The 19635-nt window shown below is 72.6% G+C and carries 16 protein-coding genes and 2 pseudogenes; 15 read left to right on the top strand and 3 right to left on the bottom strand.

Translation table 11 applies throughout. From position 1 onward, the window contains the following. Positions 1–124: 124 nt before the first annotated feature. The 4 genes from AC0666_RS11255 (at position 125) to AC0666_RS11240 (ending at position 4341) form a co-directional block, all read left to right on the top strand. The gene (locus AC0666_RS11255; protein ID WP_478707493.1) at positions 125–2824 is read left to right on the top strand and encodes a SpoIIE family protein phosphatase; all 2700 of its coding nucleotides are present in this window, start codon (positions 125–127) and stop codon (positions 2822–2824) included. Between the two features lie 244 nt (positions 2825–3068). After that, positions 3069–3506 (top strand): hypothetical protein, encoded by a 438-nt coding sequence (locus AC0666_RS11250; RefSeq protein WP_478707492.1) that lies wholly within the window; start codon positions 3069–3071, stop codon positions 3504–3506. Positions 3507–3551: 45 nt separating this feature from the next. Next, entirely contained in the window at positions 3552–3896 is a 345-nt protein-coding gene (locus tag AC0666_RS11245) for a hypothetical protein (RefSeq protein WP_478707491.1), read from the top strand. A 91-nt stretch (positions 3897–3987) separates the two neighbouring features. Continuing rightward, positions 3988–4341, top strand: a complete 354-nt coding sequence (locus AC0666_RS11240; protein ID WP_468963731.1) for a 3-oxoacyl-[acyl-carrier-protein] synthase III C-terminal domain-containing protein — start codon at positions 3988–3990, stop codon at positions 4339–4341. Between the two features lie 71 nt (positions 4342–4412). Here the strand turns inward: AC0666_RS11240 and AC0666_RS11235 are convergent, their stop codons facing one another. Continuing rightward, complete coding sequence (locus AC0666_RS11235; RefSeq protein ID WP_468963730.1) at positions 4413–5195, bottom strand: lysophospholipid acyltransferase family protein; 783 nt, start codon at positions 5193–5195, stop codon at positions 4413–4415. A 128-nt stretch (positions 5196–5323) separates the two neighbouring features. On the opposite strand from AC0666_RS11235, the gene AC0666_RS11230 reads away from it, so the two are divergent. Together AC0666_RS11230 and AC0666_RS11225 are read left to right on the top strand one after the other, a co-directional pair. Further along, positions 5324–5596, top strand: a complete 273-nt coding sequence (locus AC0666_RS11230) for an acyl carrier protein (RefSeq protein WP_478707490.1) — start codon at positions 5324–5326, stop codon at positions 5594–5596. Further along, positions 5593–6798 (top strand): annotated as a pseudogene (locus AC0666_RS11225) (beta-ketoacyl-[acyl-carrier-protein] synthase family protein). The gene AC0666_RS11230 and the pseudogene AC0666_RS11225 overlap by 4 nt, the downstream one beginning before the upstream one ends. A 14-nt stretch (positions 6799–6812) precedes the next feature. Here the strand turns inward: AC0666_RS11225 and AC0666_RS11220 are convergent. Continuing rightward, the gene (locus AC0666_RS11220) at positions 6813–8000 is read right to left on the bottom strand and encodes a M6 family metalloprotease domain-containing protein (protein WP_478707489.1); all 1188 of its coding nucleotides are present in this window, start codon (positions 7998–8000) and stop codon (positions 6813–6815) included. 32 nt (positions 8001–8032) lie between these two features. Beyond that, a complete protein-coding gene (locus tag AC0666_RS11215) occupies positions 8033–9298 on the bottom strand; it encodes an alpha/beta fold hydrolase (RefSeq protein ID WP_478707488.1) in 1266 nt (421 codons plus the stop codon). A gap of 220 nt (positions 9299–9518) precedes the next feature. On the opposite strand from AC0666_RS11215, the gene AC0666_RS11210 reads away from it, so the two are divergent. From AC0666_RS11210 to AC0666_RS11170, 9 genes and pseudogenes are all read left to right on the top strand, one after another. Then, positions 9519–11264: an ABC transporter substrate-binding protein gene (locus AC0666_RS11210; protein ID WP_478707487.1), complete on the top strand. Its 1746-nt coding sequence runs from the start codon at positions 9519–9521 to the stop codon at positions 11262–11264. Positions 11265–11327: 63 nt separating this feature from the next. Beyond that, the gene (locus AC0666_RS11205; protein WP_478707486.1) at positions 11328–12299 is read left to right on the top strand and encodes a LysR family transcriptional regulator; all 972 of its coding nucleotides are present in this window, start codon (positions 11328–11330) and stop codon (positions 12297–12299) included. A gap of 157 nt (positions 12300–12456) precedes the next feature. Then, a complete protein-coding gene (locus tag AC0666_RS11200; RefSeq protein ID WP_478707485.1) occupies positions 12457–13872 on the top strand; it encodes a hypothetical protein in 1416 nt (471 codons plus the stop codon). Positions 13873–14062: 190 nt separating this feature from the next. Continuing rightward, positions 14063–14305 (top strand): annotated as a pseudogene (locus AC0666_RS11195) (helix-turn-helix domain-containing protein); the annotation flags it as partial. Positions 14306–14410: 105 nt separating this feature from the next. Continuing rightward, positions 14411–15142 (top strand): SDR family oxidoreductase, encoded by a 732-nt coding sequence (locus tag AC0666_RS11190; protein ID WP_468963723.1) that lies wholly within the window; start codon positions 14411–14413, stop codon positions 15140–15142. A gap of 40 nt (positions 15143–15182) precedes the next feature. Continuing rightward, positions 15183–15836 (top strand): maleylpyruvate isomerase N-terminal domain-containing protein, encoded by a 654-nt coding sequence (locus AC0666_RS11185; RefSeq protein WP_478707484.1) that lies wholly within the window; start codon positions 15183–15185, stop codon positions 15834–15836. A 449-nt stretch (positions 15837–16285) separates the two neighbouring features. Continuing rightward, positions 16286–16504, top strand: coding sequence for a hypothetical protein (locus tag AC0666_RS11180; RefSeq protein ID WP_356846164.1), 219 nt, complete (start codon positions 16286–16288; stop codon positions 16502–16504). 95 nt (positions 16505–16599) lie between these two features. After that, positions 16600–17406, top strand: a complete 807-nt coding sequence (locus AC0666_RS11175) for a hypothetical protein (protein ID WP_468963721.1) — start codon at positions 16600–16602, stop codon at positions 17404–17406. Between the two features lie 110 nt (positions 17407–17516). Then, positions 17517–19634 (top strand): NHLP family bacteriocin export ABC transporter peptidase/permease/ATPase subunit, encoded by a 2118-nt coding sequence (locus AC0666_RS11170; protein WP_478707558.1) that lies wholly within the window; start codon positions 17517–17519, stop codon positions 19632–19634. The last annotated feature ends 1 nt before the right edge of the window (position 19635 follow it).

Here is a 19635-nt window from a genome sequence, read left to right as displayed (position 1 = left end):
GCGTCGACCTGCGCTCCCAAGATCAAGATCAGGGGCCGGTACGCGGTCACCAGGCGGCCGGCCTTCGGCCGGGACCGCCCGCGCGGCGCTGCGAACATACCTGCGGCCGCCTCCAGTGCTACAAATGGATCGTGGCCCATCCTTGCAACCCGTGCCGGGGACGTCGGTGCGGTCACTGATCAGAAACCGCCCACGGAGCGTCGCCCGACAGGTATTCGTCCTTCAGGTGGCGATCGTGGTGCTGCTCGCGGCCGGCGCCGTGCTGGCGCTGGTGCTCCAGTCCCGCCACGACGTCGACCGGGACGCACGCAACCGGTCCGTGGCGGTCGCGCAGACCTTCGCCCATTCGCTCGGGCTGCACGCCGCGCTCCAGGCCCCCGACCCGTCCAAGATCCTCCAGCCGCTCACCGAGTACACGCGCAAGGTCGCCGGGGTCGACTTCATCGTCGTGATGGACACCCGCGGAATCCGTTACACGCACCCGCTTCCCGACCGCATCGGCAAGCGTTTCGTGGGCACGATCGCACCCTCGTTGGCGGGCCGGGTCTACACCGAGAGTGTGCAGGGGCCGCTGGGCAAGGAGATCCAGGCCACCGTGCCGGTCTTCTCCGAGGGCGACCACGGCAAGGTGGAAGCGCTCGTGTCGGCGGGACTCACGGTGAAGAACGTGACCGGGGTGGTCAACCGGCAGCTCCCCGTCCTCCTCGGGGCCAGCGCGGCCGGCCTCGCCCTGGCCACCGCCGGCGCCGCGCTGATCAGCAGGCGCCTGCGACGGCAGACCCACGGCCTCGGTCCGCTTGAGATGACCCGCATGTACGAGCACCACGACGCCGTGCTGCACAACGTCCGCGAGGGAGTCCTGATCATCGACGGCGAGGGCCGGTTGCTGCTCGCCAACGACGAGGCGAAACGGCTGCTCGCCCTGCCCTCCGACGCCGAGGGGCAGCTCCTGCGCGAGCTCCCCGGGCTCGACCGGCACCTGACGGACCTCCTGCTGTCGGGCCGGGTCGCCACCGACGAGGTGCACGAGGCCGGCGACCGGCTGCTGGTGATCAACCAACGGCCCACCCGTCCCCGCGGCAGCCCCGAGGGGACGGCGGTCACCATCCGGGACTCCACCGAGATGCGCGTGCTCAGCACCCGCGCGGAGGCCGCCCGCAGACGGCTGCGGCTCCTGTACGACGCCGGGGTCGGCGTCGGCACCACCCTCGACGTGGAGCAGACCGCCCAGGAACTGGCGGACGTCGCCGTGCCGCGGTTCGCGGACTTCGTCACGATCGACCTGGCGGAAGCCGTGCTCCGCGGCGACGAGCCCACCGGCGCGGCCCCGGACCTGCGCCGCACCGCGGTCAGCGGCATCCGGGACGACTCCCCGCTCTACCCGCGGGGACTGCTGATCGACTTCCTGCCCTCCACTCCCCAGGCGCGCGGGCTCAGCAGCGGGCGGGCCGAGGTGATCGCCCTGGCCGACGCGCCCGGCTGGCACGCCCAGGACCCGCCACGGGCCCAGGCCATCCTCGACTTCGGGATCCACTCCCTGATCATCGCGCCCCTCAAGGCCCGCGGCGTCGTCCTCGGCGTGGTCAACTTCTGGCGCTCGCAGAAGCCGGAGCCGTTCGACGAGGAGGACCTGTCCCTCGCGGAGGAGCTCGTGGCCCGGGCCGGGGTCAGCATCGACAACGCCCGCCGCTACACGCGCGAGCACACCCTGGCGGTCGCCCTCCAGCGCAGCCTGCTGCCGCGGGACCTGCCCGAGCAGAGCGCCGTCGAAGTCGCCCACTATTACCTGCCCGCCCAGTCCGGGGTGGGCGGGGACTGGTTCGACGTGATCCCGCTGCCCGGCGGCCGGGTCGCCCTCGTGGTCGGGGACGTCGTCGGCCACGGCCTGCACGCCGCGGCCACCATGGGCCGGCTGCGTACGGCCGTACTCAACTTCTCCTCCCTGGACCTGCCCCCCGACGAGCTGCTCGGACGGCTCGACGGCCTCGTCCAGTACATCGACCAGAGCGGGGCGGACGCCGGGGACGGCAGCGGGCTGAACGTGCTCGGGGCCACCTGCCTCTACGCCGTGTACGACGCGGTGACCCAGCGCTGCACCGTGGCCCGCGCGGGGCACGTGCCGCCCGCGGTGGTACGCCCCGACGGCACGGTGGAGATCCCGGACCTGCCCGCGGGCGCCCCGCTGGGGCTGGGCGGATTCCCCTTCGAGGTGGCGGAGCTGCAGCTGAGCGAGGGCACCCAGCTGGTCCTCTACACCGACGGGCTGATCGAGAGCCGCGGCCGGGACATCGACGAGGGGCTCGACCTGCTGCGCGCTGCGCTGGCGCACGCCGACCGGGATCCGCAGGAGGTCTGCCGGGCGGTCCTGAAGGAGATGCTGCCGGTGCGTCCGCGCGACGACGTGGCCCTCCTCGTCGCCCGTACGTCGGCGCTGCCGGCGGACCGCATCGCCGAATGGGACGTCTCGTTCGAGCCGAGCGCGGTCGCCAGCATGCGGGCCGCGGCGGTGGAGAGGCTGGAGGAGTGGGGCCTGTCGGCGCTGGCCTTCGGCACGGAGCTGGTGCTGAGCGAGCTCATCACGAACGCGATCCGGCACGGCGCCGCTCCGGTGCGGGTACGCCTGCTGTACGACCGGGTGCTGACCTGCGAGGTCTTCGACACCAGCAGCAGTTCGCCGCGCCTGCACTACGCCACGACGACTGACGAGGGCGGCCGCGGACTGTTCCTGGTCGCGCAGCTCAGCCGACGCTGGGGGGCCCGGTACACACCGGACGGAAAGGTCATCTGGTCGGAGCAGGCACTGCCCGAACCCGAGGAGCTCTGACCGGCTCCCTGTCAACGCACGGGGGATTCGTTTCCCCCCCGGAACCCTGCGTTTCCCGGCCCGCGCACGGGCGCCCGGCGCTGCGCCGCCCGCCCGTGCGACCGGGCCCGGCAGGGTCTCGGGGCGGGGTGGATCCGGCCTGGTCCCGAGCCCGCCCGGCACCCGAGAGGCCGCCGGCGCCGCCGGGTGCGGTCCGGATTCGGTGTCACCACGGGGCCCGCGGAGCGGACCAACGCCTAGTGCTGTGGCCGGGAAGGTTTGCCGGGTCGCGTTTGCTGATCGCGGCGTCGATCCTGCTGGCGGACGCCGCCTGACCGCGAAGCAGGCGGGCGCGGAACTGACTGGCGCCCTGTCCGGTTGGAGCTTCGGGCTGGAGGCGCTGCGCCGCCCGGTATGGGCGCTCGGCGCGGCGACGGCCTGCGTGAGGGCGCTGACCGGCCCGTCGGGGCTCGGGTTCGGTGCGAACGGCGGGGTCGTCGGGGAACTGGCGCGGATGGCGGGCAGTGTCACGTACCGCCGCCCGGCGAAGGTGACGATGGCACTGGCGGCCTGCGCCGAACACAGCGGCTGGAACGCCGACGAGGCGGGCGAGCGGTTCCGCATGGTTCTGCTGGGCCATGCGGAACGGTGCGCGACGGCGGCCGACGGGGTACGGCGGACAGCGAATGGCTGGGGGGGCTGATGGCGCGCGCTGTCCTGGCCGGGCTCGGCGCGTACGCCGCCGCGGGTGCTGACCAACGCCGAGCTGTGCGGGCAGCGGCCCGTCGGCGACGAGTGGATCCGGGACCGGATCGGGGTGGCGGCCCGGCGCGTCGCCGACGGCGAGGCCACCGTCGACCTGGCCGTACGGGCCTGGCGCCACGCGCTGACGGCCGCCGGGGCGGCCACCGCGGATGCGGTGGTGCTGGCCACCATCTCCCCCGACCGGCTCCTGCCGGCGGGCGCCCCGGGCGGGTGCCCCGGAGGTGGCGGCGCGGCTGGGGCTGGGCCAGGTGCCGGCGTTCGACCTGGCGTCCGGTTGCAGCGGGTTGGCCCTTCGACCTGGGCAGTGACGGGGCACAGGCCGATCTGATCGAGATTCCCGGCGGCGGCGCGCGGGCGCGCAAGCGGCTGCTGAAGGAACCGGACGCGGAGTTATCGCCGTATTCCGGATGGACGGGCCGGTGGTGCGCAAGCAGGCGGTCGTCGGCATGTGCGAGTCGGTCATGCGGGCCCCGGGCCGGGCCGGGTGGTCCCTCGGCGACCTGGACCTGGTGGTCGCCCACCAGGCGAACCAGCGCATCCTGGACGGCCTCGCCGCCGAGTTGGGGCTGGCGCCCGAGCAGGTGGTGTCGCACATCGAGCGGTACGGGAATGCGGCGGCGGCCTCGGTGCCGGTGGTGCTGGCCCAGGCTGCTGCCGCCGGAACACTGGTGCCGGGGCAGCGGGTGGCCCTGACGGTGTACGGGGCCGGGCTGGCCTGGGGGTCGACCACCCTGGTCTGGCCCGGGGTGCGGGCGGTGGTCGAGGGCGGTTGAGCCGCACCCGAGCCGGCGCCCGGGGCATATCAGAACCGGGTTTTTCAGAACGGGGTCTACGAGAACGGGGTCTACCAGAAAGGCGTTTCCCGCCTGCGCCGTTCCCGGTCGACCAGGTTCTGCACGGCGTCCTCCACCTCGGCGCAGAGCCGGCGGGCCGCGGCCGAGCGTGCGGCGAAGGACTCGGACCCCGCGGGCGCGGGGATCGGCTCGCCGATGGTGACGAGCCATTTGGAGGGCAACGGGAAGACCGGGGTGAGCGGGAAGTAGGGCAGGTCGAAGAGGCGTGCCAGGGAGGGCACTTCACCGAACTTGGGACACGCCTCCTCGGCACCGATGACGGACACCGGCACGACGGGCGCACCGGCCCGGACCGCGGTGACCGCGAATCCGGGTTTGAACGGGCGCAGTTGGTAGCGCTTGCGGAAGGGCTTTTCCAGTCCGGCCATTCCCTCGGGAAACACCCCGACGAGTTCCCCTGCGATCAGGTGTTCCAGTCCGAGCATCGGATCGAGCGGAATGGCGCCCTTCTTGCGGGCGTACGAACCGATGACCGGAAATCGAAAGGCCGCCGGGGCCGCGGGAACGTGCAGGGGCCGGTCGAGATGGCGCGCGAACACCTTGTGGAGGACGAACGCGTCGAGCGCCCAGGCGCCCGAATGGTTGGCGACGACGACCGCGGGCCCTTCGGCCGGAATGTTCTCCACCCCTTGGACGTCCAGCCTGAAGTAGTCGTCGACGAGCCAGTCGAGGAACCGGTCCCAGGCGCTCTCCCCCGCATCGCCGAGCAGCCGCCCCACCTGCCTGAGTTCGGCGCCGACCACATCGATCACACCGGCCACGCTTTCCGACACGAATGATCCCCACTCTCACGTCACAAATCATCAAGATGCTTATTCGGCACGGACTTTGAGTAAATACAGCGCCGTGGTACTTATTTGAACACGGGCACATCTCCCTCCCGCTCCCGGGAATGGCACGCATGAGAGACATGAGAGGCGCCGTGACCACGTCCGCGCAGGAATCCGTTCTCGACCTGATCAGCGAACTGCTCGTCGAGAAGTTCGAGGTTCCCTCCAACGAGGTACAGGCGAGCGCGCGGATGCGCGACCTGCTGACCGATTCGCTGATGGTCGTCGAGATGGCCATCACCGTCCACGAGGTGCTCGGCATCAAGGTCGAGGAGGACGAGCTCCGCGGCAGCACCCTCGGGGAGTTCGCCGAAGCCGTCGAAGCACGGCGTACGGACCGTTGAGCCGACGCCCCCCGGCCGTCGTGACCGGGCTCGGCCTGGTCACGGCGGCCGGCTGCAGCCGGGAGGCCACCTGGTCGGCCGTCCGCGCGGGACGCCCCACCGCGGGCCCCGACGCCGCCCTGGCCGCGCTGCCGGTCTCGCTGAGCTGCCGGGTGCCCGCGCTGGACCACCCGGTCCTGCGCCGACGCGGATCGGCCCACCTAGAGCCGGTCGACCGGTTCGCCCTGGTGGCGGTCGCGCAGGCACTGGAGCAGGCCGGGCTCGTCCCCGAGGAATGGGACGGCAGCCGGGTCGCCGTCGTCACCGCGGGCAGCGTCGGCGGTGCCCTGACGCGGGACACGGCGATCACCCGGCTGCGGGAGCGCGGCCCGGAGTTCGTCTCGCCGTACTACCTCACCGGCCACTTGGTGAACATGGCCTGCGCCAACATCGCCCTGCGCTTCGGCGTGACCGGACCCACGCTGTTCACGTCCACGGCGTGCGCGTCGGGCACCACCGCCCTCGGCCTCGCGCGGGACCTGCTGGCGAGCGCGCAGTGCGACATCGCCCTCGTGTGCGGCGCCGAGGCGGCCATCACGCCCCTGATCGTCACCGGCTTCGCCCAGTTGGGCGCGCTCTCGGGTACGGGGTCACGCCCGTTCGACGCCACCCGCGACGGGTTCGTCATCGCGGAGGGGGCCGGGGCGCTGGTGCTGGAGCGGACGGAGCACGCCGCCGCGCGGGGAGCCCGGCCCCTGGCGCGGTTCATCGGCTACGGCGCATCCACGGACGCGCATCACCTGCTCGGCCCCGCACCCGGAGGGCCGCGGGGCCGAGCAGGCCGTCCGCGCCGCTCTCGCCGACGCCGGCGTGGGCGCGGAGGACGTGGACCACGTCAATGCCCACGGCACCTCCACCCGGCAGAACGACGAGATCGAAGCCGGGGTCCCGCGCCGCCTGTTCCCCCACCGGCCGCCCGTCACCTCGGCCAAGGGGGCGCTCGGGCACACGCTCGGGGCCTCGGGCGTCATCGAGGCGGCGCTGACCGTCCTCCCCTGGTCGAGGGCACCGTTCCGCCCACGGCGGGGCTGAGCGAGACGGAAGCGGCCATGGACATCGACGTCGTCAGCGGTACGGCCCGGCCGCACACCTCGTCCGTCGCGGTCAGCAACTCCTTCGGATTCGGCGGGCACAACGCCGTGGCCGTCCTGGCCGGCGCCTGACGGGGCACAGCCCCTCAGCCGCGGGTGAGCCGCACCACGTCTCCCGCAGCCCCGCCCGCGAGGACGTCGATCCGGACGCCGGTGGCCGGGTCGGCAAAACCCTGCCCGGGCGCGTACGCAGCGAGGTCGAGCGCGGTGCAGCCGGCGGGCGGGGCTGCCGCCGGTGTGCCGGGCACGATCCGGACCGGGCCCTCGCCGGTGCGGACCGCTGAATCGACCTTGTAGATCAGGACACCGGTGGAGCAGGCCGCCCGGTCGCCGCCCTCCGCGCGACGGGACTCGACGACGTACGCCGTGGTCCCGCCGGTGCGCAGCACCGCGATCTTGGTGCCGCCGGGGCGTTCCACCGGGGTCAGCCGGACCGTGCGGCGCCCTCGTGCGGGCAGACAGACGACCTGGTCGTCGCGTGTCCAACCGAGCTTCCACGCGTGCCAGCCGAGGTATTGCGGAGCGGGTCCGGCGATGTTGCCCATGAGGTCCCAGCCGCCGGTGTACTGGTGGGTGGGGCCGGTGAAGGAGTACAGGTCCGGCAGGCCGAAGGTGTGGGCGGTCTCGTGGGCGGCGACGAGGGGTCCCCAGTGCCACATGTCCTGGCCGAAGGTCACGGCCCACTTCAGGCGGGTGCCGTCGGCGCTCACGCCCGGGGTGGCGGGGTCGTAGAGGTAGGTCGGCGAGAAGGAGACGGCGGCGGCCGCCTTGGTGGGCACGATGTAGACCATGTCGTAGCGGGAGAAGTCCGTGTACGGGTCGGCGGCCGTGACGGCGTCGCGCACGTACCTCTCGTGGGCCTCGAAGGTGAGGCCCCGCGCGAAGCCGTACGTGTCGGAGTCCGCCGGCATGCGGATCCAGCGGCGCAGGGGGCTGAGGGCGAGGCGGGAGCGGCCGTGGCTGGCAGCGCTCAGCCAGTCGGCGGCGGGGGCGAGGTGGGCGGCGTAGGCGTCGGTGGAGCCGTCGGCCTGCGCGTCGGGGAAGTCCACGAACAGGGTCAGGACGCGGCGGGTGCCGGTCGACGGCTGGAACTGGACGGGGTCGGTGTCGTGGCCCTCGTCGGTCCAGCCCGTCCTGCCGGGCAGGGCGCAGTCGGCGGCGGGGGCGGAGGAGTGCGGCGCCGGGGCCGCACTGGCCGTGGTGGGGGCGGTCAGGCCGGTGAGGAGGGCGGCCACCGCGGTGGCCACGCGCAGGCTGGGGTGCGCAGGGGGCATGGGGATCCCTCGGGTCGGGGCGGGCGGGGGGTTCAGGCGCGGCCGGCGGCCAGGTCCATCAGGCGGGCCAGGACGGCACCGCCGGAGGCGCTGACGCCGTCGTGCTCCCATTCGTTGGTGACCCAGACGCGGGTGGCACCGATCTCGCGCGCGGTGCGCAGGGAGAGGCCGGCGTCGACGTACATGTCGTCGTGGTAGACGGCCGCGGCGAGGGGAACGGTGTTGGCGGCGAGGCGGTGGGGGTCGTACAGCGCGGGCCAGTCGGTGCGCCGTGCCAGGAGCTCGGCGGCTTCGGCGAAGGGACGCAGGCCGGTGATCTCCCGGAACATCCAGGGGTAGATCATCTCTCCGGTGAACAGCAGGGGGTCCGCTTCCTCGGCGAACTCGGGGAAGCCGGCGAGCGTCCGGGAGGCGGCCCAGGCGGTCGGCCCGGCGCCCTGGCCGTACAGCGTTTCCTGCATGACGGCGAACAGCGGATTGTCCGTGAAGGCGGTCAGGTTCATCACCTGGTGGCGGAAGGTGTCGGTCAACCGGCCGCCCTCGTCGAAGGATTCCTCCAGCAGCCAGTGGAGCCGCTCGAAGCCGTCGCCCATGCCCAGGCAGAGGCCGAGGGTGCGCAGGCGGCGGGCGGTGAGCCGGTCGCCGTCGGGCAGGCGGACGTCGTCCGCGGTGAGCAGGTCGGCGATCGTGCGCAGGCGCCGGGCGTCGTCCGGGTAGCGGGCGAAGAAGTCGAGCACGCGGTCGCGTACGCGGGGGTAGGTGCGGGCGTACACGTCGTCGGCGGAGGCCGACAGGCCGGGCAGGCCGCCGGTCACGTAGCAGGCCCGCAGGCCTTCGGGGGCTCGGGACAGGTAGGTGAGGGTGATGAAACCGCCGTAGCTCTGTCCGAGCGTCTCCCAGGGGGAGTCGCCGCACAGCCTGCGGCGGATCAGCTCCGCGTCCGCGACGATCGCGTCGGCGCGGAAGTGGCCCAGGTACGCGGCGAGTCGGTCAGCGGTGTCGAACCGGGAGGCGGACCGGGCGGTGACCGGGGTGGAGCGGCCGGTGCCGCGCTGGTCGAGGAGCAGCACCCGGTGGGTCTTCAGTGCGTGGGGCAGCCAGCCCGGCGAACCGGCCGTCGGGCGGGGGGATTTTCCGCCTGGGCCGCCCTGCAGGTACAGCAGCCAGGGCAGTTCCTCGCCGGCGCGGGTCGGGTCGGCGACCTCACGGGCGAAGACCTCGATGTCCGGGCCGTCGGGGGCCTGGTGGTCCAGGGGCACGCGGAAGACGTGGTCGGCGGTCGCGTAGGCGGGGTTCATGGATCCCTTTCACGGCCGAGGGGGTGGGCCGCGGTACGAGGTGGGACGTTGCGCCCCGAGCATGGCTCGGCGTCCCGCGCTCCCGGGAGCCCCCGCCTTCCCATAACTCCGCGTTATGCCGCACCGACATCTTGGGAGTGCAATGTCACATGGCTAAATTGTCGCCACGCCCGGCCACTTCGGGCGACGTCCCCTCCCCTTCGCCCCGGAGAGACCTCCCATGGACCTGCGCACCCGCACCGCCCTCGCCACCGCGCTGGCGGCGACCCTCGCCCTCGGCACGGCCGGATGTCTCGGCGGCACCGAGTCCGACGCCGGCCGAGGGGGCCGCAACCCCGCGACGACCGCCTCCGGCACGGTGATCGGCGGCACTCCGCAGAAGGGCGGCACCCTGACGGTCCTGTCCAACCAGGACTTCACGCACCTCGATCCGGCCCGCAACTGGGTGATGGGCGACATGGACTTCGGCACGCGGCTGCTCTACCGCACCCTGGTCACGTACAAGGCGGAGCCCGGCGCCAAGGGCGGGGAGCTCACCCCCGACCTCGCGGAGGACCTCGGGGTCTCCTCCAACGGAGCCATGACCTGGACCTTCAGGCTCAAGGCGGGGCTGAGGTACGAGGACGGCTCGCCGATCACCGCCCAGGACGTCAAGTACAACGTGGAGCGGTCCTTCTCCCCCGACCTCCCCGGCGGCCCCGACTACGCGGCTCGCTACCTCGCCGGCGCCGAGGGCTACCGCGGCCCGGCGCAGGGCCAGCACCTCGACTCCGTGAAGACACCCGACGACCGGACGATCGTCTTCGAACTGCGCAAGCCCTTCGCGGAGTTCCCCCATGCCACCGTGCTGCCCACCTTCGCTCCGGTCCCCCAGGCGCATGACACGGGGTCCCAGTACGACAGCCGCCCGTTCTCCTCGGGCCCGTACAAGATCGAGACCTACGACCGCGGCAAGCAGCTCACGCTGGTCCGCAACGCCCACTGGGAGCCGGCCACGGACGGGGTGCGCAAGGCCTACCCGGACAAGGTGGTCGTGATGATGGGGCTGCGGGCCAACCAGATCGACGACCGGCTCATCGCGGCCTCGGGCGCCGACGCCTCCGCCGTCTCCTGGGGGAAGCTGCGCCCCGAGAGCACCCCCAAGGTGCTCACCAAGGCCGATGTCAGGGCGCGGCTGCTGTCCGAGTCCTCCAACTGCACCGAGATGGTGCAGATGCACACGGGCCGCGCTCCCTTCGACAACGTCAAGGTCCGCCAGGCCGTCCAGTACGCCCTCGACCGCCAGGCCATCCTGACCGCCTCCGGCGGCCCTGCCCTCGGCGACATCGCCACGGCCCTCATGCCCGGCTCGATCTTCGGCGGCACACAGCCCGACACGCTGGGGATCCCGGCCACCGGCGACCCCGAGAAGGCGAAGCAGCTGCTGCGGGAGGCGGGGAGGGCGGAGGGCTTCGCCACCTCCCTCACCGTCTCCAACGGGGACAAGGGGGTCGCGGAGGCCGTCCAGCAGTCCCTGGGGCGCATCGGGATCAAGGTCACCATCGAGACCGTCGACCCGTCCGCCTTCTACGACACCATCGGCGACACCAAGAGCCGTACCGACCTCGTCTACACCGGGTGGTGCCCGGACTACCTCTCGGGCTCCACCTTCCTGCCCTTCGTCTTCGACGGCCGCTACATCAAGGAGAAGGGCAACTCCGGGAACCACTCGCTCTTCCGCGACGAGGCCACCATGCAGCGCATGGACCAGATCGCCGCCATGACCGACATCGGCCAGGCCGACAGGGCATGGCAGGAGCTGGACGGGCAGATCCTCGCCCAGGCCCCGACGGCGCCGGTCGTCATCGAGCGCATGCCCCTGCTGCTGGGCACGAACATCGCCGGCGCCTTCGGCCACACGTCGTTCGGCGGCCAGATCGACTACGCGAACGTCGGCCTCAAGGACCCGGCAGGGACGGGACGCTGAGGGTCCTTCTCCAGCCATCTTCAGCCATGTGACATTTCACATGGGAGGCGTACCATCTGCGCCATGGATCTGGAGGTTCGGCACCTGCGGGTGATCTGCGCGATCGCCGAGGCGGGCAGCCTCACCCGCGCCGCCGCCGCACTGGGCGTGACCCAACCGGGGCTCAGCGCCCAACTGCGCCGCATCGAGGCCATGTTGGGCGGAACGCTCTTCGACCGGCGGCAGGACGGGGCCGCTCCCACCCCTTTCGGGGAGCTGGTCCTGCGACGGGCCGACGCCATTCTGCCGGGGATCGACGGGCTGCTCGCCGACACCGCCCGCGCCGCCCGCCGGACCTCGGGGGCCGACCGCGTCCGGATCGGCTCGGTCGGCGCCCCCCTGCTCGGCCACCTCATCCGGGCCGTGAAGGAGCTGCTGCCGGAAGCCGAAGTGACCGCGCGCTGCCAGTACTCCCCCGTCGCCCTCCTCGACGATCTCGCGGCCGGCCGGCTGGAGGCGGCCGTGCTCGGCGACCACCCCGACCAGGAGTTGCCGGGCCGGCCGGACGTTCTCCTCCATCCGCTCGTCACCGAGCCGATATTCGCCCTGCTGCCCGCCGCCCACCCGCTGGCCTCCCGGGAAGAGGTCGCCCTGGCGGAGCTCCTGGACGAGGACTGGGCGGCGCCCCGGCCGGACAGCGACCGGACCCGTGAGTACTGGTCGTCGGTGTGCGCCGTGACGGGCCGGCGCCCCTTCACCCCGTACGAGGCGGAAGGGCGGCAGCTGATCGAGATCGTGCGGGCCGGCCTGGCCGTCAGCCTCTGCCAGGCCACCTTCACCGAAGTGCCGGGCCTCGCGGTCCGGCCCCTGGTGGGGAACCCGCTGTGGTACCGCCACGTCCTGGCCTGGCGCAGCGACGGTCCGCTGCCGGAATGCGGCCCGGAGCTGCTGCGCCGCGTGGCCGACGGCTATCTGCGCACCTGCCGCGCCGGCGCCGCGTACGCGCGTTGGCGAAGCCGCCATCCGCACGCGGCCGTTCCGGCCACCGGGTGGTGAGGGCGGCGACCGGTCGGGGACGGTTGCTCCGAGCTCCTTGGCCTCGCCGCCGACGGATGGCCGGTTATCGCTGGTGGGGTGGAGGTGCCTGGCATGATCGGGCTTCACGTTACTTGTCAGTAGCGTAACTTCCCCCCAACCAGAAGGTCTTACGTACGTGCCCAAGCTCGCCAGACGCCTCCTGCTCACCGGCTTCACCACGCTGGCACTCACCGCCACCGGCTGCTCCTCGGCCACGCACACCGGAGCCGCCGACCCCGCAAGCACCGCCACCCTCGCGTCCGTCGCCGACGGGACGCAGCAGCTCGACGTGGCCGCGGCGCCGCAGGGCGCGCCCGCGCCGACGGCCGTCGCCCGCGTCGGAGCGGGGAAGGGCTCCCCCGAGAAGTCCTCGCTGAAGGTCGCCTCCTACGACCAGGCGACCGGACGGGCCGTCATATCCACGGCTCCGCACGGCACGTCGCCGGCGTCTCCCGCGCCCAGCCACTCCCCCACGGCCGGCCCCTCCCCTACGGCCGACAAGCCGGTCGCCGTCGGTGACGTCATCGCCAGCGCACCGGCTCCCGGCGCCCCCAACGGCCTCCTCGCGAAGGTCACCGAGGTCGGCCGCAAGACCGACCTCGGCACCGAGGTCAAGACCGCTTCCACCACGCTGTCCTCCGTCCTCAACGACGACAAGGCCGACGGCAAGGTTCCCGTGGACCCGGCATCGGTCACGGTCGAGCCCCTGATGAAGGGCGTCACGTTCTCCTGGGCCAAGAGCCAGGGGGTGCGGTTCGGCCCCGAGGGCGCGAAGCTGCCCCTCGGCAACCTGCGGCTCGATGTGAACGCCCCCATCGACACCGCCCCGGACGCCCCCGTCTCGGCCGGCGCCTCGGTTTCCGGATTCGTCCAGCTCGCCCCCACCGTGGAGTTCTCCTACGACGGCTCGGGCGGCTCCGGACCGCGCTCCGCCTTCCTCGGCATGAGCGGTGACTGGTCCTCGCAGTGGAGCCTGAAGGGCCACGCCGCCGCGAGCACGGGTACCCCCAAGCGGATCCCGTTCGCCAAGCTGCACAGCGCTCCGGTCATCCAGGTCGGCCCGGTCCCGGTCGTCGTCAACCTCGACCTGACCTGCTACGTCCAGGTGGAGGCCGACGGGCGCGTCACCCTCGAAGTCCGGCAGGACGTCAAGGGCGACTTCCGTGTCGGCGGCAGCTACGCGACGGGCAAGGGCTGGACTCCGGTCAGCACCTCGAACGTCCAGAGCTCGCCGGTGAAGGCCGAGGTCACCGCTGCCGGACGGGTCAAGGGCGCCCTCGGCGCCGAGGCCTCCGTCGGCCTGTACGGGGCCGTGGGCGTCTCCGCGGACTTCGCCCCGTACCTGCGCGGTGAGGCCGACGCCAAGGCGTCCGCGTCCACCGACGGCAAGACCTCGGTGAGCGGTGCGTGGGCACTGTACGGCGGCTTCGACCTGAGCGGACAGCTGCACTTCCAGCTGTCCCTGTTCGGCACGCCGGTCTTCGAGCGCCGCATCCCGCTGGGCGCCCTCAACCGCGAGTGGCCGCTCGCCGGCGGCAAGACCGCCCGCTAGGTCCCGCACGGCCGGCCGCAGGCCGGCGCGGAAACCGCCCCGCGATCCCGCCCGGGATCGCGGGGCACCTGCACAGGCGGGGCACCTGCACACGGGGGGGCATGCGGGCGCGCGGGGCATGCGGGGCGCCCGGAGCTCGAACGGGGCCGCCCCTCAAGGGGTGAGGGGATCCGCCATTGCTGGCGCTTTCGAACTCGGCATGACCCCGGCGGCCTACGTCGGGTCGGCGCGCGTCGAAGTGGCGTGCAACCGGCCGGAGTCCACGGACGACTCCCTCGAACGTGTCGCGTCCACGTGCGGCTTCAACACGGCGGACACGCTGATCCGCGCCTTCCGCCGCACGCTCGACGCGACGCCGACGGAGTACCGCAACCGCTTCCGGTTCGCCGCCCGCGGTACCGGGCCGACCCGGCCCGTGAGCACCACCGCGTAGCGGCAACCGCAGCTGCCGTCCCGCCCGAACGCCAGGTCGGATTCCCGCCAGCGCAGCCGATCACCCTGGCATTTCATTGAACCGGCAACCACACGAGGAGGACGCATGAACGGCAGGACGGTTCTGGTCACGGGCGGCAGCCGGGGCATCGGGGCGGCGATCGCGGTACGGCTGGCGGAGGCGGGGGCCGACGTGGCCCTCACCTACACCGCCAACGAGACGGCGGCGAAGGAGGTGGTGCGTACGATCGAGGCGACCGGACGCCGGGGCTTCGCCGTCAGGGCCGACGCCGGAGACGCCGGTGAAGCCGCGGGTGCCGTCGACTGGGCGGCGCAGACCCTCGGCCGGCTCGACGTCCTGGTCAACAACGCGGGCGTCGGGGTCCTGGGTCCGCTCGACGGGCTCACACCGGCCGACGTCGACCGGGTACTCGCGGTCAACGTGCGGGGCGCGTTCCTCGCCTCGCAGGCCGCGGCGGGCCGGATGGGCCAGGGGGGCCGGATCATCACCATCGGCACCTGCATGACCCAGCGGGTGCCGGGCCCGGGCGGCACGCTCTACGCGATGAGCAAGTCGGCACTGACCGGGCTCACCAAGGCGCTCGCCCGCGAGCTCGGCGGACGCGGCATCACCGCCAACATCGTCCACCCGGGGCCGGTCGACACCGACCTGAACCCGGCCGACGGGCCCTACGCGGACCCGCAGGCGGCGATGACCGCCCTCGGCCGGTTCGGGCGGCCGGAGGAGATCGCGGCCATGGTCGCGTTCCTCGCGAGCGAGCAGGCGGCCTACATCACCGGGGCCGAGTTCTCCGTCGACGGCGGCCACGCCGCCTGACCGGGCCCGGCCGCCACCGACCACCTGCTAGCTTGCGGGCGTGGACCTCTTCTCCCGCTCCTGGACGGCGCTGCGCACCGCGGTCGCCGGACTCCCGGACGAGGACTTCGCCCGCCCGTCCGGCTGCGCCGGTTGGCTCGTGCGGGACCTGGTGTGCCACCTGGTCATCGACGCCCAGGACGTCCTGATCACCCTCGCCACCCCCGCCGGAACGGAACCGACCCGCGACGCGGTGACCTACTGGAACCTCGTCGAGGCTCCGACGGGCGACGACCCGCTCGATGCGCTGACCGTCCGCCTCGCCGCCGCGTACGGAGAACCGTGGCTGCTCAAGTTCCACCTCGACGACGTCGGTTCCGCCGCCGGCCGCGCCGCCGAGCTCGTGGACCCCGCGCTACGGGTCGCCACGCGCGGCGAGGTGCTCACCGCCGGCGACTACCTCCATGCGTACGTCCTGGAATGGACGCTGCACCACCTCGACCTCGTCGTCCACCTCCCGGACGTCGCCGAACCGCCCGCCGCGGCCCTCGCCGGGTCACGCGGGATGCTGGAGAAGATCGCCGGTTTCGCGTTTCCCCCGTCCTTCTCCGACGGGGACGCGCTGCTGATCGGCACCGGACGGCGCGCCCCGACCGAAGCGGAGCAGGCCGAACTGGGCGAGCGGGCCGCCGCACTCCCGCTCGTCCTCGGCTGACCGGCCGGCGGGAGGGCGTCCGCCCGACAGGGCCGGCACCGGAACCACCCTTCGACGGCCGACGCCGCGACGGCACCTTCGACACGTACGGTAGCGGTTCCGTCGCGGAGAGGTGCTCCAGCGAATCTTCACATGTGTGAGTACCAAGGGCTTCCGACGGCGCGTCACCCCTCGGAATGCCGGGAACACCTCCTTCGATTGCTGGTGGTATGTCCCGCTACGTCCCGCCAGCACCGCGGAGGGCGCAGATCCGTTACTCGATCTTGTGAAGACGTTGCACTGATCCGGAAAATGAATCCGAAGATCTGTCGATCCTGTGGTCGCCGGGCACCCTGGGAGGCGTCAACACAATTGGCCGGGCCGCCCGTTCGCGTGCTTACATCTGCCCACCGCCGCGGTTTGGCCGTGGCAGGTGAGAAGCAGTCAGACGAATGAAGGGTGCGCAAGCAATGCGTAACGACATCGAGACCCGTGAGATCGCCGACACCGAGCTGGACGCCGTTTCCGGCGGTCTCGGCATTTCCGGTGGTCTCGCCGGCGCCGTGCTCGGCGACGTCTACAACGTCGTGAACACCGTGACCTCCCTGGACACGGTCCACGCCGCCACGGCCCTCCCGGGCCAGGTCACCGGCATCGCCGGCGTTCGGGTCGGCGTCGCCGGTCTCTGAGCAACGACACCTTGTCGCCCGTGAACCCCGGAACGCAGCCATCGTTCCGGGGTTCTCGGCTGCCCCTGCCGCAATTGCAGTGAAGGAATGGATCCGTGCAGTTCCGCCAAAAGGCGCTTTCCAAGCTGCAATCACCTGAAGAACTCGATCTGCCCGTACGCTTCGCGCGCCCGCAGGGCCGGCTCGTCCTGGCAGTCACCGTCACCGTCATGGCACTCGCCGGTTTCTGGGCATTCACCGGAACGGTGTCCGCGAAGTTGAGCGCGCCGGGCATTCTCACCCATGCGGAAGGCAGTTACCTCCTGCAAAGCCCCTTCGCGGGCCAGGTCACCGAAGTCCTCGCAAAAGAGGGCCAGTTGCTGCCGCAGGACGCGCCCCTGCTCCGGGTCGCCACGGACCGGGGCGCCCAGGTCGTGCGCATGGTCGCCGGCGGCCGGGTGACCACGCTGGTCGCCAAGACGGGTTCGGTGGTCACGACCGGCGCGGACGTGGCCACTGTGGAACGCGTGAAGAACCCGGACGAGCCGCTCATGGCCGTGCTGTACGTCGCCGGCCCGAGCGGCGGAACCGTCCCGGTGGGGGCCGCGGTCGACCTCACCGTCCAGACCGTCCCCCAGCAGCGGTTCGGCGTGCTGCGCGGCCGCGTCAAGGCGGTCGGCCGGACCCCCCAGACCGGGGCGCAGCTCACCGGCTTCCTCGGCGACAGCCGGCTCGCCGCCCAGTTCACCCGGCAGGGGAACCCCGTCGCGGTGCTCGTGGAGCTGGAGCGCTCCTCCGCGACCCGGTCCGGCTACCGGTGGTCCTCCTCGGACGGGCCCCCGTACGCCGTCGACTCGGCCACACCCGTCACCGGAGCCGTCCGCCTCGCCGCGCAGCGCCCCGTCGACTGGCTGCTGCCGTGAGCGCCCCGCAGCAGCCCGGGAGCGCCGGGCGCCGCGCCGCGCGTCGACGCCCCGCGCCCGCCCCCCGCGGCCGCACGCCCCGCCGGGTACGCACCCCCTCCGTGCTGCAGATGGAGGCCGTGGAGTGCGGCGCCGCCGCGCTGGCCATGGTGCTCGGCCACCACGGCCGCTTCGTCCCGCTGGAAGAGCTGCGCAGCGCCTGCGGCGTCTCCCGCGACGGGTCCCGCGCCGGCAACATCCTCAAGGCGGCCCGCGGTTACCGGCTGGCGGCCAAGGGCATGCAGATGGATCTGGCCGCGCTCGCGGGGATGCGCCCTCCGGCCATCCTGTTCTGGGAGTTCAACCACTACGTCGTCTACGAGGGGATGGGCCGGCGTTTCGGCCGCCGGGGCGCCTACATCAACGACCCGGCCAAGGGACGGCGCTTCGTCCCCATGGACGAGTTCGACACCAGCTTCACCGGCGTCGTCCTCACCTTCGAGCCCGACGCCGGCTTCCGCCGCACCGGCCGCAAGCCCGGCGTCATGGGCGGGGTCCCGGCCCGCCTGCGCGGCACGTCGGGCACCATGCTCGCGGCCGTGCTCTCCAGTCTGCTGCTGGTGGTCGTCGGCGCGGCGGTGCCCGCGCTGAGCCGTACGTACATCGACATGTTCCTGATCGGTGAACAGACGTCCCTGCTGGGCGTGCTCTTCGCGTCGATGGCGGCGGCCCTGGTGCTCACGGCGGTGCTCACCGCACTGCAGCAGGCCAACCTGCTGCGGGGGCGCATCATCTCCTCCACGCTCGGCAGCGCCCGCTTCCTGCGGCATCTGCTCAGGCTTCCGGTCGCCTTCTTCTCCCAGCGCAACCCCGCCGACCTGGTCCAGCGCCTGCAGTCCAACGACGCCGTCGCCGAGACGCTGGCCAGGGACCTCGCCGCCGCCGGGGTGGACGCGGTGGTCGTCGTCCTCTACGCGGTGCTGCTGTGGACGTACGACCCGCAACTCACCCTGGTCGGCATCGGGATCGCGCTGCTCAACGTCGTGGCCATGCGCATCGCGATCCACGTACGGGCCACCGGCACCCAGAAGCTGCGCGCCGAGAACGCCCGGCTCACCAACACCTCCTACAGCGGTCTCCAGCTCATCGAGACGATGAAGGCCACCGGCGGGGAGAACGGCTTCTTCCGGCGCTGGGCCGGCCGGCACGCGGTCACCCTCGACGTGCAGCAGCGGCTCGGTGTGCCCAGTGCCTGGCTGGCGATCACCGCTCCCACGCTCGCCGCGCTGAACAGCGCCCTGATCCTCATGATCGGCGGCCTGCGGGCCGTGGACGGGCACCTCTCGGTCGGTCTGCTCGTGGCCTTCCAGGCCCTGGTGACCAGCTTCACCGCGCCCATCACCCGGCTGAACGGCGTGGCCGGACGGATCCAGGACTTCGCGGCCGACGTCGCCCGCCTCAAGGACGTCGAGGACTTCCCCGTCGACCCGCTCTACTCGCGGCGCGAGCCGCCGGCCGGCACCCGCCGCCTCAAGGGCCATGTGGAGCTGGACGGCATCACTTTCGGCTACAGCCCCCTGGACACACCGCTGCTGAAGGGCTTCTCCCTCTCGGTGGGGCCCGGGCAGCAGGTCGCGCTCGTCGGCGGCTCGGGCAGCGGCAAGTCCACCGTCTCCCGGCTGATATCCGGCCTCTACACCCCCTGGGAGGGCACCATCCGCATCGACGGGATGCGCCTCGCGGACATCCCGCGCGGCGCGCTGGCCGCCTCCGTGTCCTTCGTCGACCAGGACGTCTTCCTCTTCGAGGGCACGGTCCGCGACAACGTCGCGCTGTGGGACCCCTCCGTCCCGGACGAGGACGTCGTCGCCGCGCTGGAGGACGCCGCCGTGTACGAGGTGGTCGCGCGTCGCCCCGGCGGCATCCACAGCCGGGTCGAGCAGGACGGGCGCAACTTCTCCGGCGGCCAGCGCCAGCGCCTGGAGATCGCCCGGGCGCTGGTGCGCCGCCCCAGCGTGCTGGTCCTGGACGAGGTGACCAGCGCCCTGGACGCGGCGACCGAGCAGATCGTCATGGACAGCCTGCGGCGGCGCGGCTGCGCCTGCGTGGTCATCGCCCACCGGCTCAGCACGGTGCGCGACAGCGACGAGATCGTCGTGCTCGACCGGGGCACCGTCGTCGAACGCGGGCGGCACGAGTCCCTCCTCGCCGCGCAGGGCGCGTACGCCGAACTGGTCAAGGAGCACTGAG

This window comes from Streptomyces sp. NPDC043680 (assembly GCF_056436685.1).
Note: the sequence above shows the minus strand (reverse complement) of the source record. Positions and strands in the feature narration are given on the sequence as shown.

Coding starts and splice junctions, on each gene's coding strand:
- AC0666_RS11255 (WP_478707493.1), top strand. CDS start 125: ATGGATCGTGGCCCATCCTTGCAACCCGTGCCGGGGACGTCGGTGCGG.
- AC0666_RS11230 (WP_478707490.1), top strand. CDS start 5,324: ATGAGAGACATGAGAGGCGCCGTGACCACGTCCGCGCAGGAATCCGTT.
- AC0666_RS11220 (WP_478707489.1), bottom strand. CDS start 8,000: ATGCCCCCTGCGCACCCCAGCCTGCGCGTGGCCACCGCGGTGGCCGCC.
- AC0666_RS11215 (WP_478707488.1), bottom strand. CDS start 9,298: ATGAACCCCGCCTACGCGACCGCCGACCACGTCTTCCGCGTGCCCCTG.
- AC0666_RS11210 (WP_478707487.1), top strand. CDS start 9,519: ATGGACCTGCGCACCCGCACCGCCCTCGCCACCGCGCTGGCGGCGACC.
- AC0666_RS11205 (WP_478707486.1), top strand. CDS start 11,328: ATGGATCTGGAGGTTCGGCACCTGCGGGTGATCTGCGCGATCGCCGAG.
- AC0666_RS11190 (WP_468963723.1), top strand. CDS start 14,411: ATGAACGGCAGGACGGTTCTGGTCACGGGCGGCAGCCGGGGCATCGGG.
- AC0666_RS11180 (WP_356846164.1), top strand. CDS start 16,286: ATGCGTAACGACATCGAGACCCGTGAGATCGCCGACACCGAGCTGGAC.
- AC0666_RS11170 (WP_478707558.1), top strand. CDS start 17,517: ATGGAGGCCGTGGAGTGCGGCGCCGCCGCGCTGGCCATGGTGCTCGGC.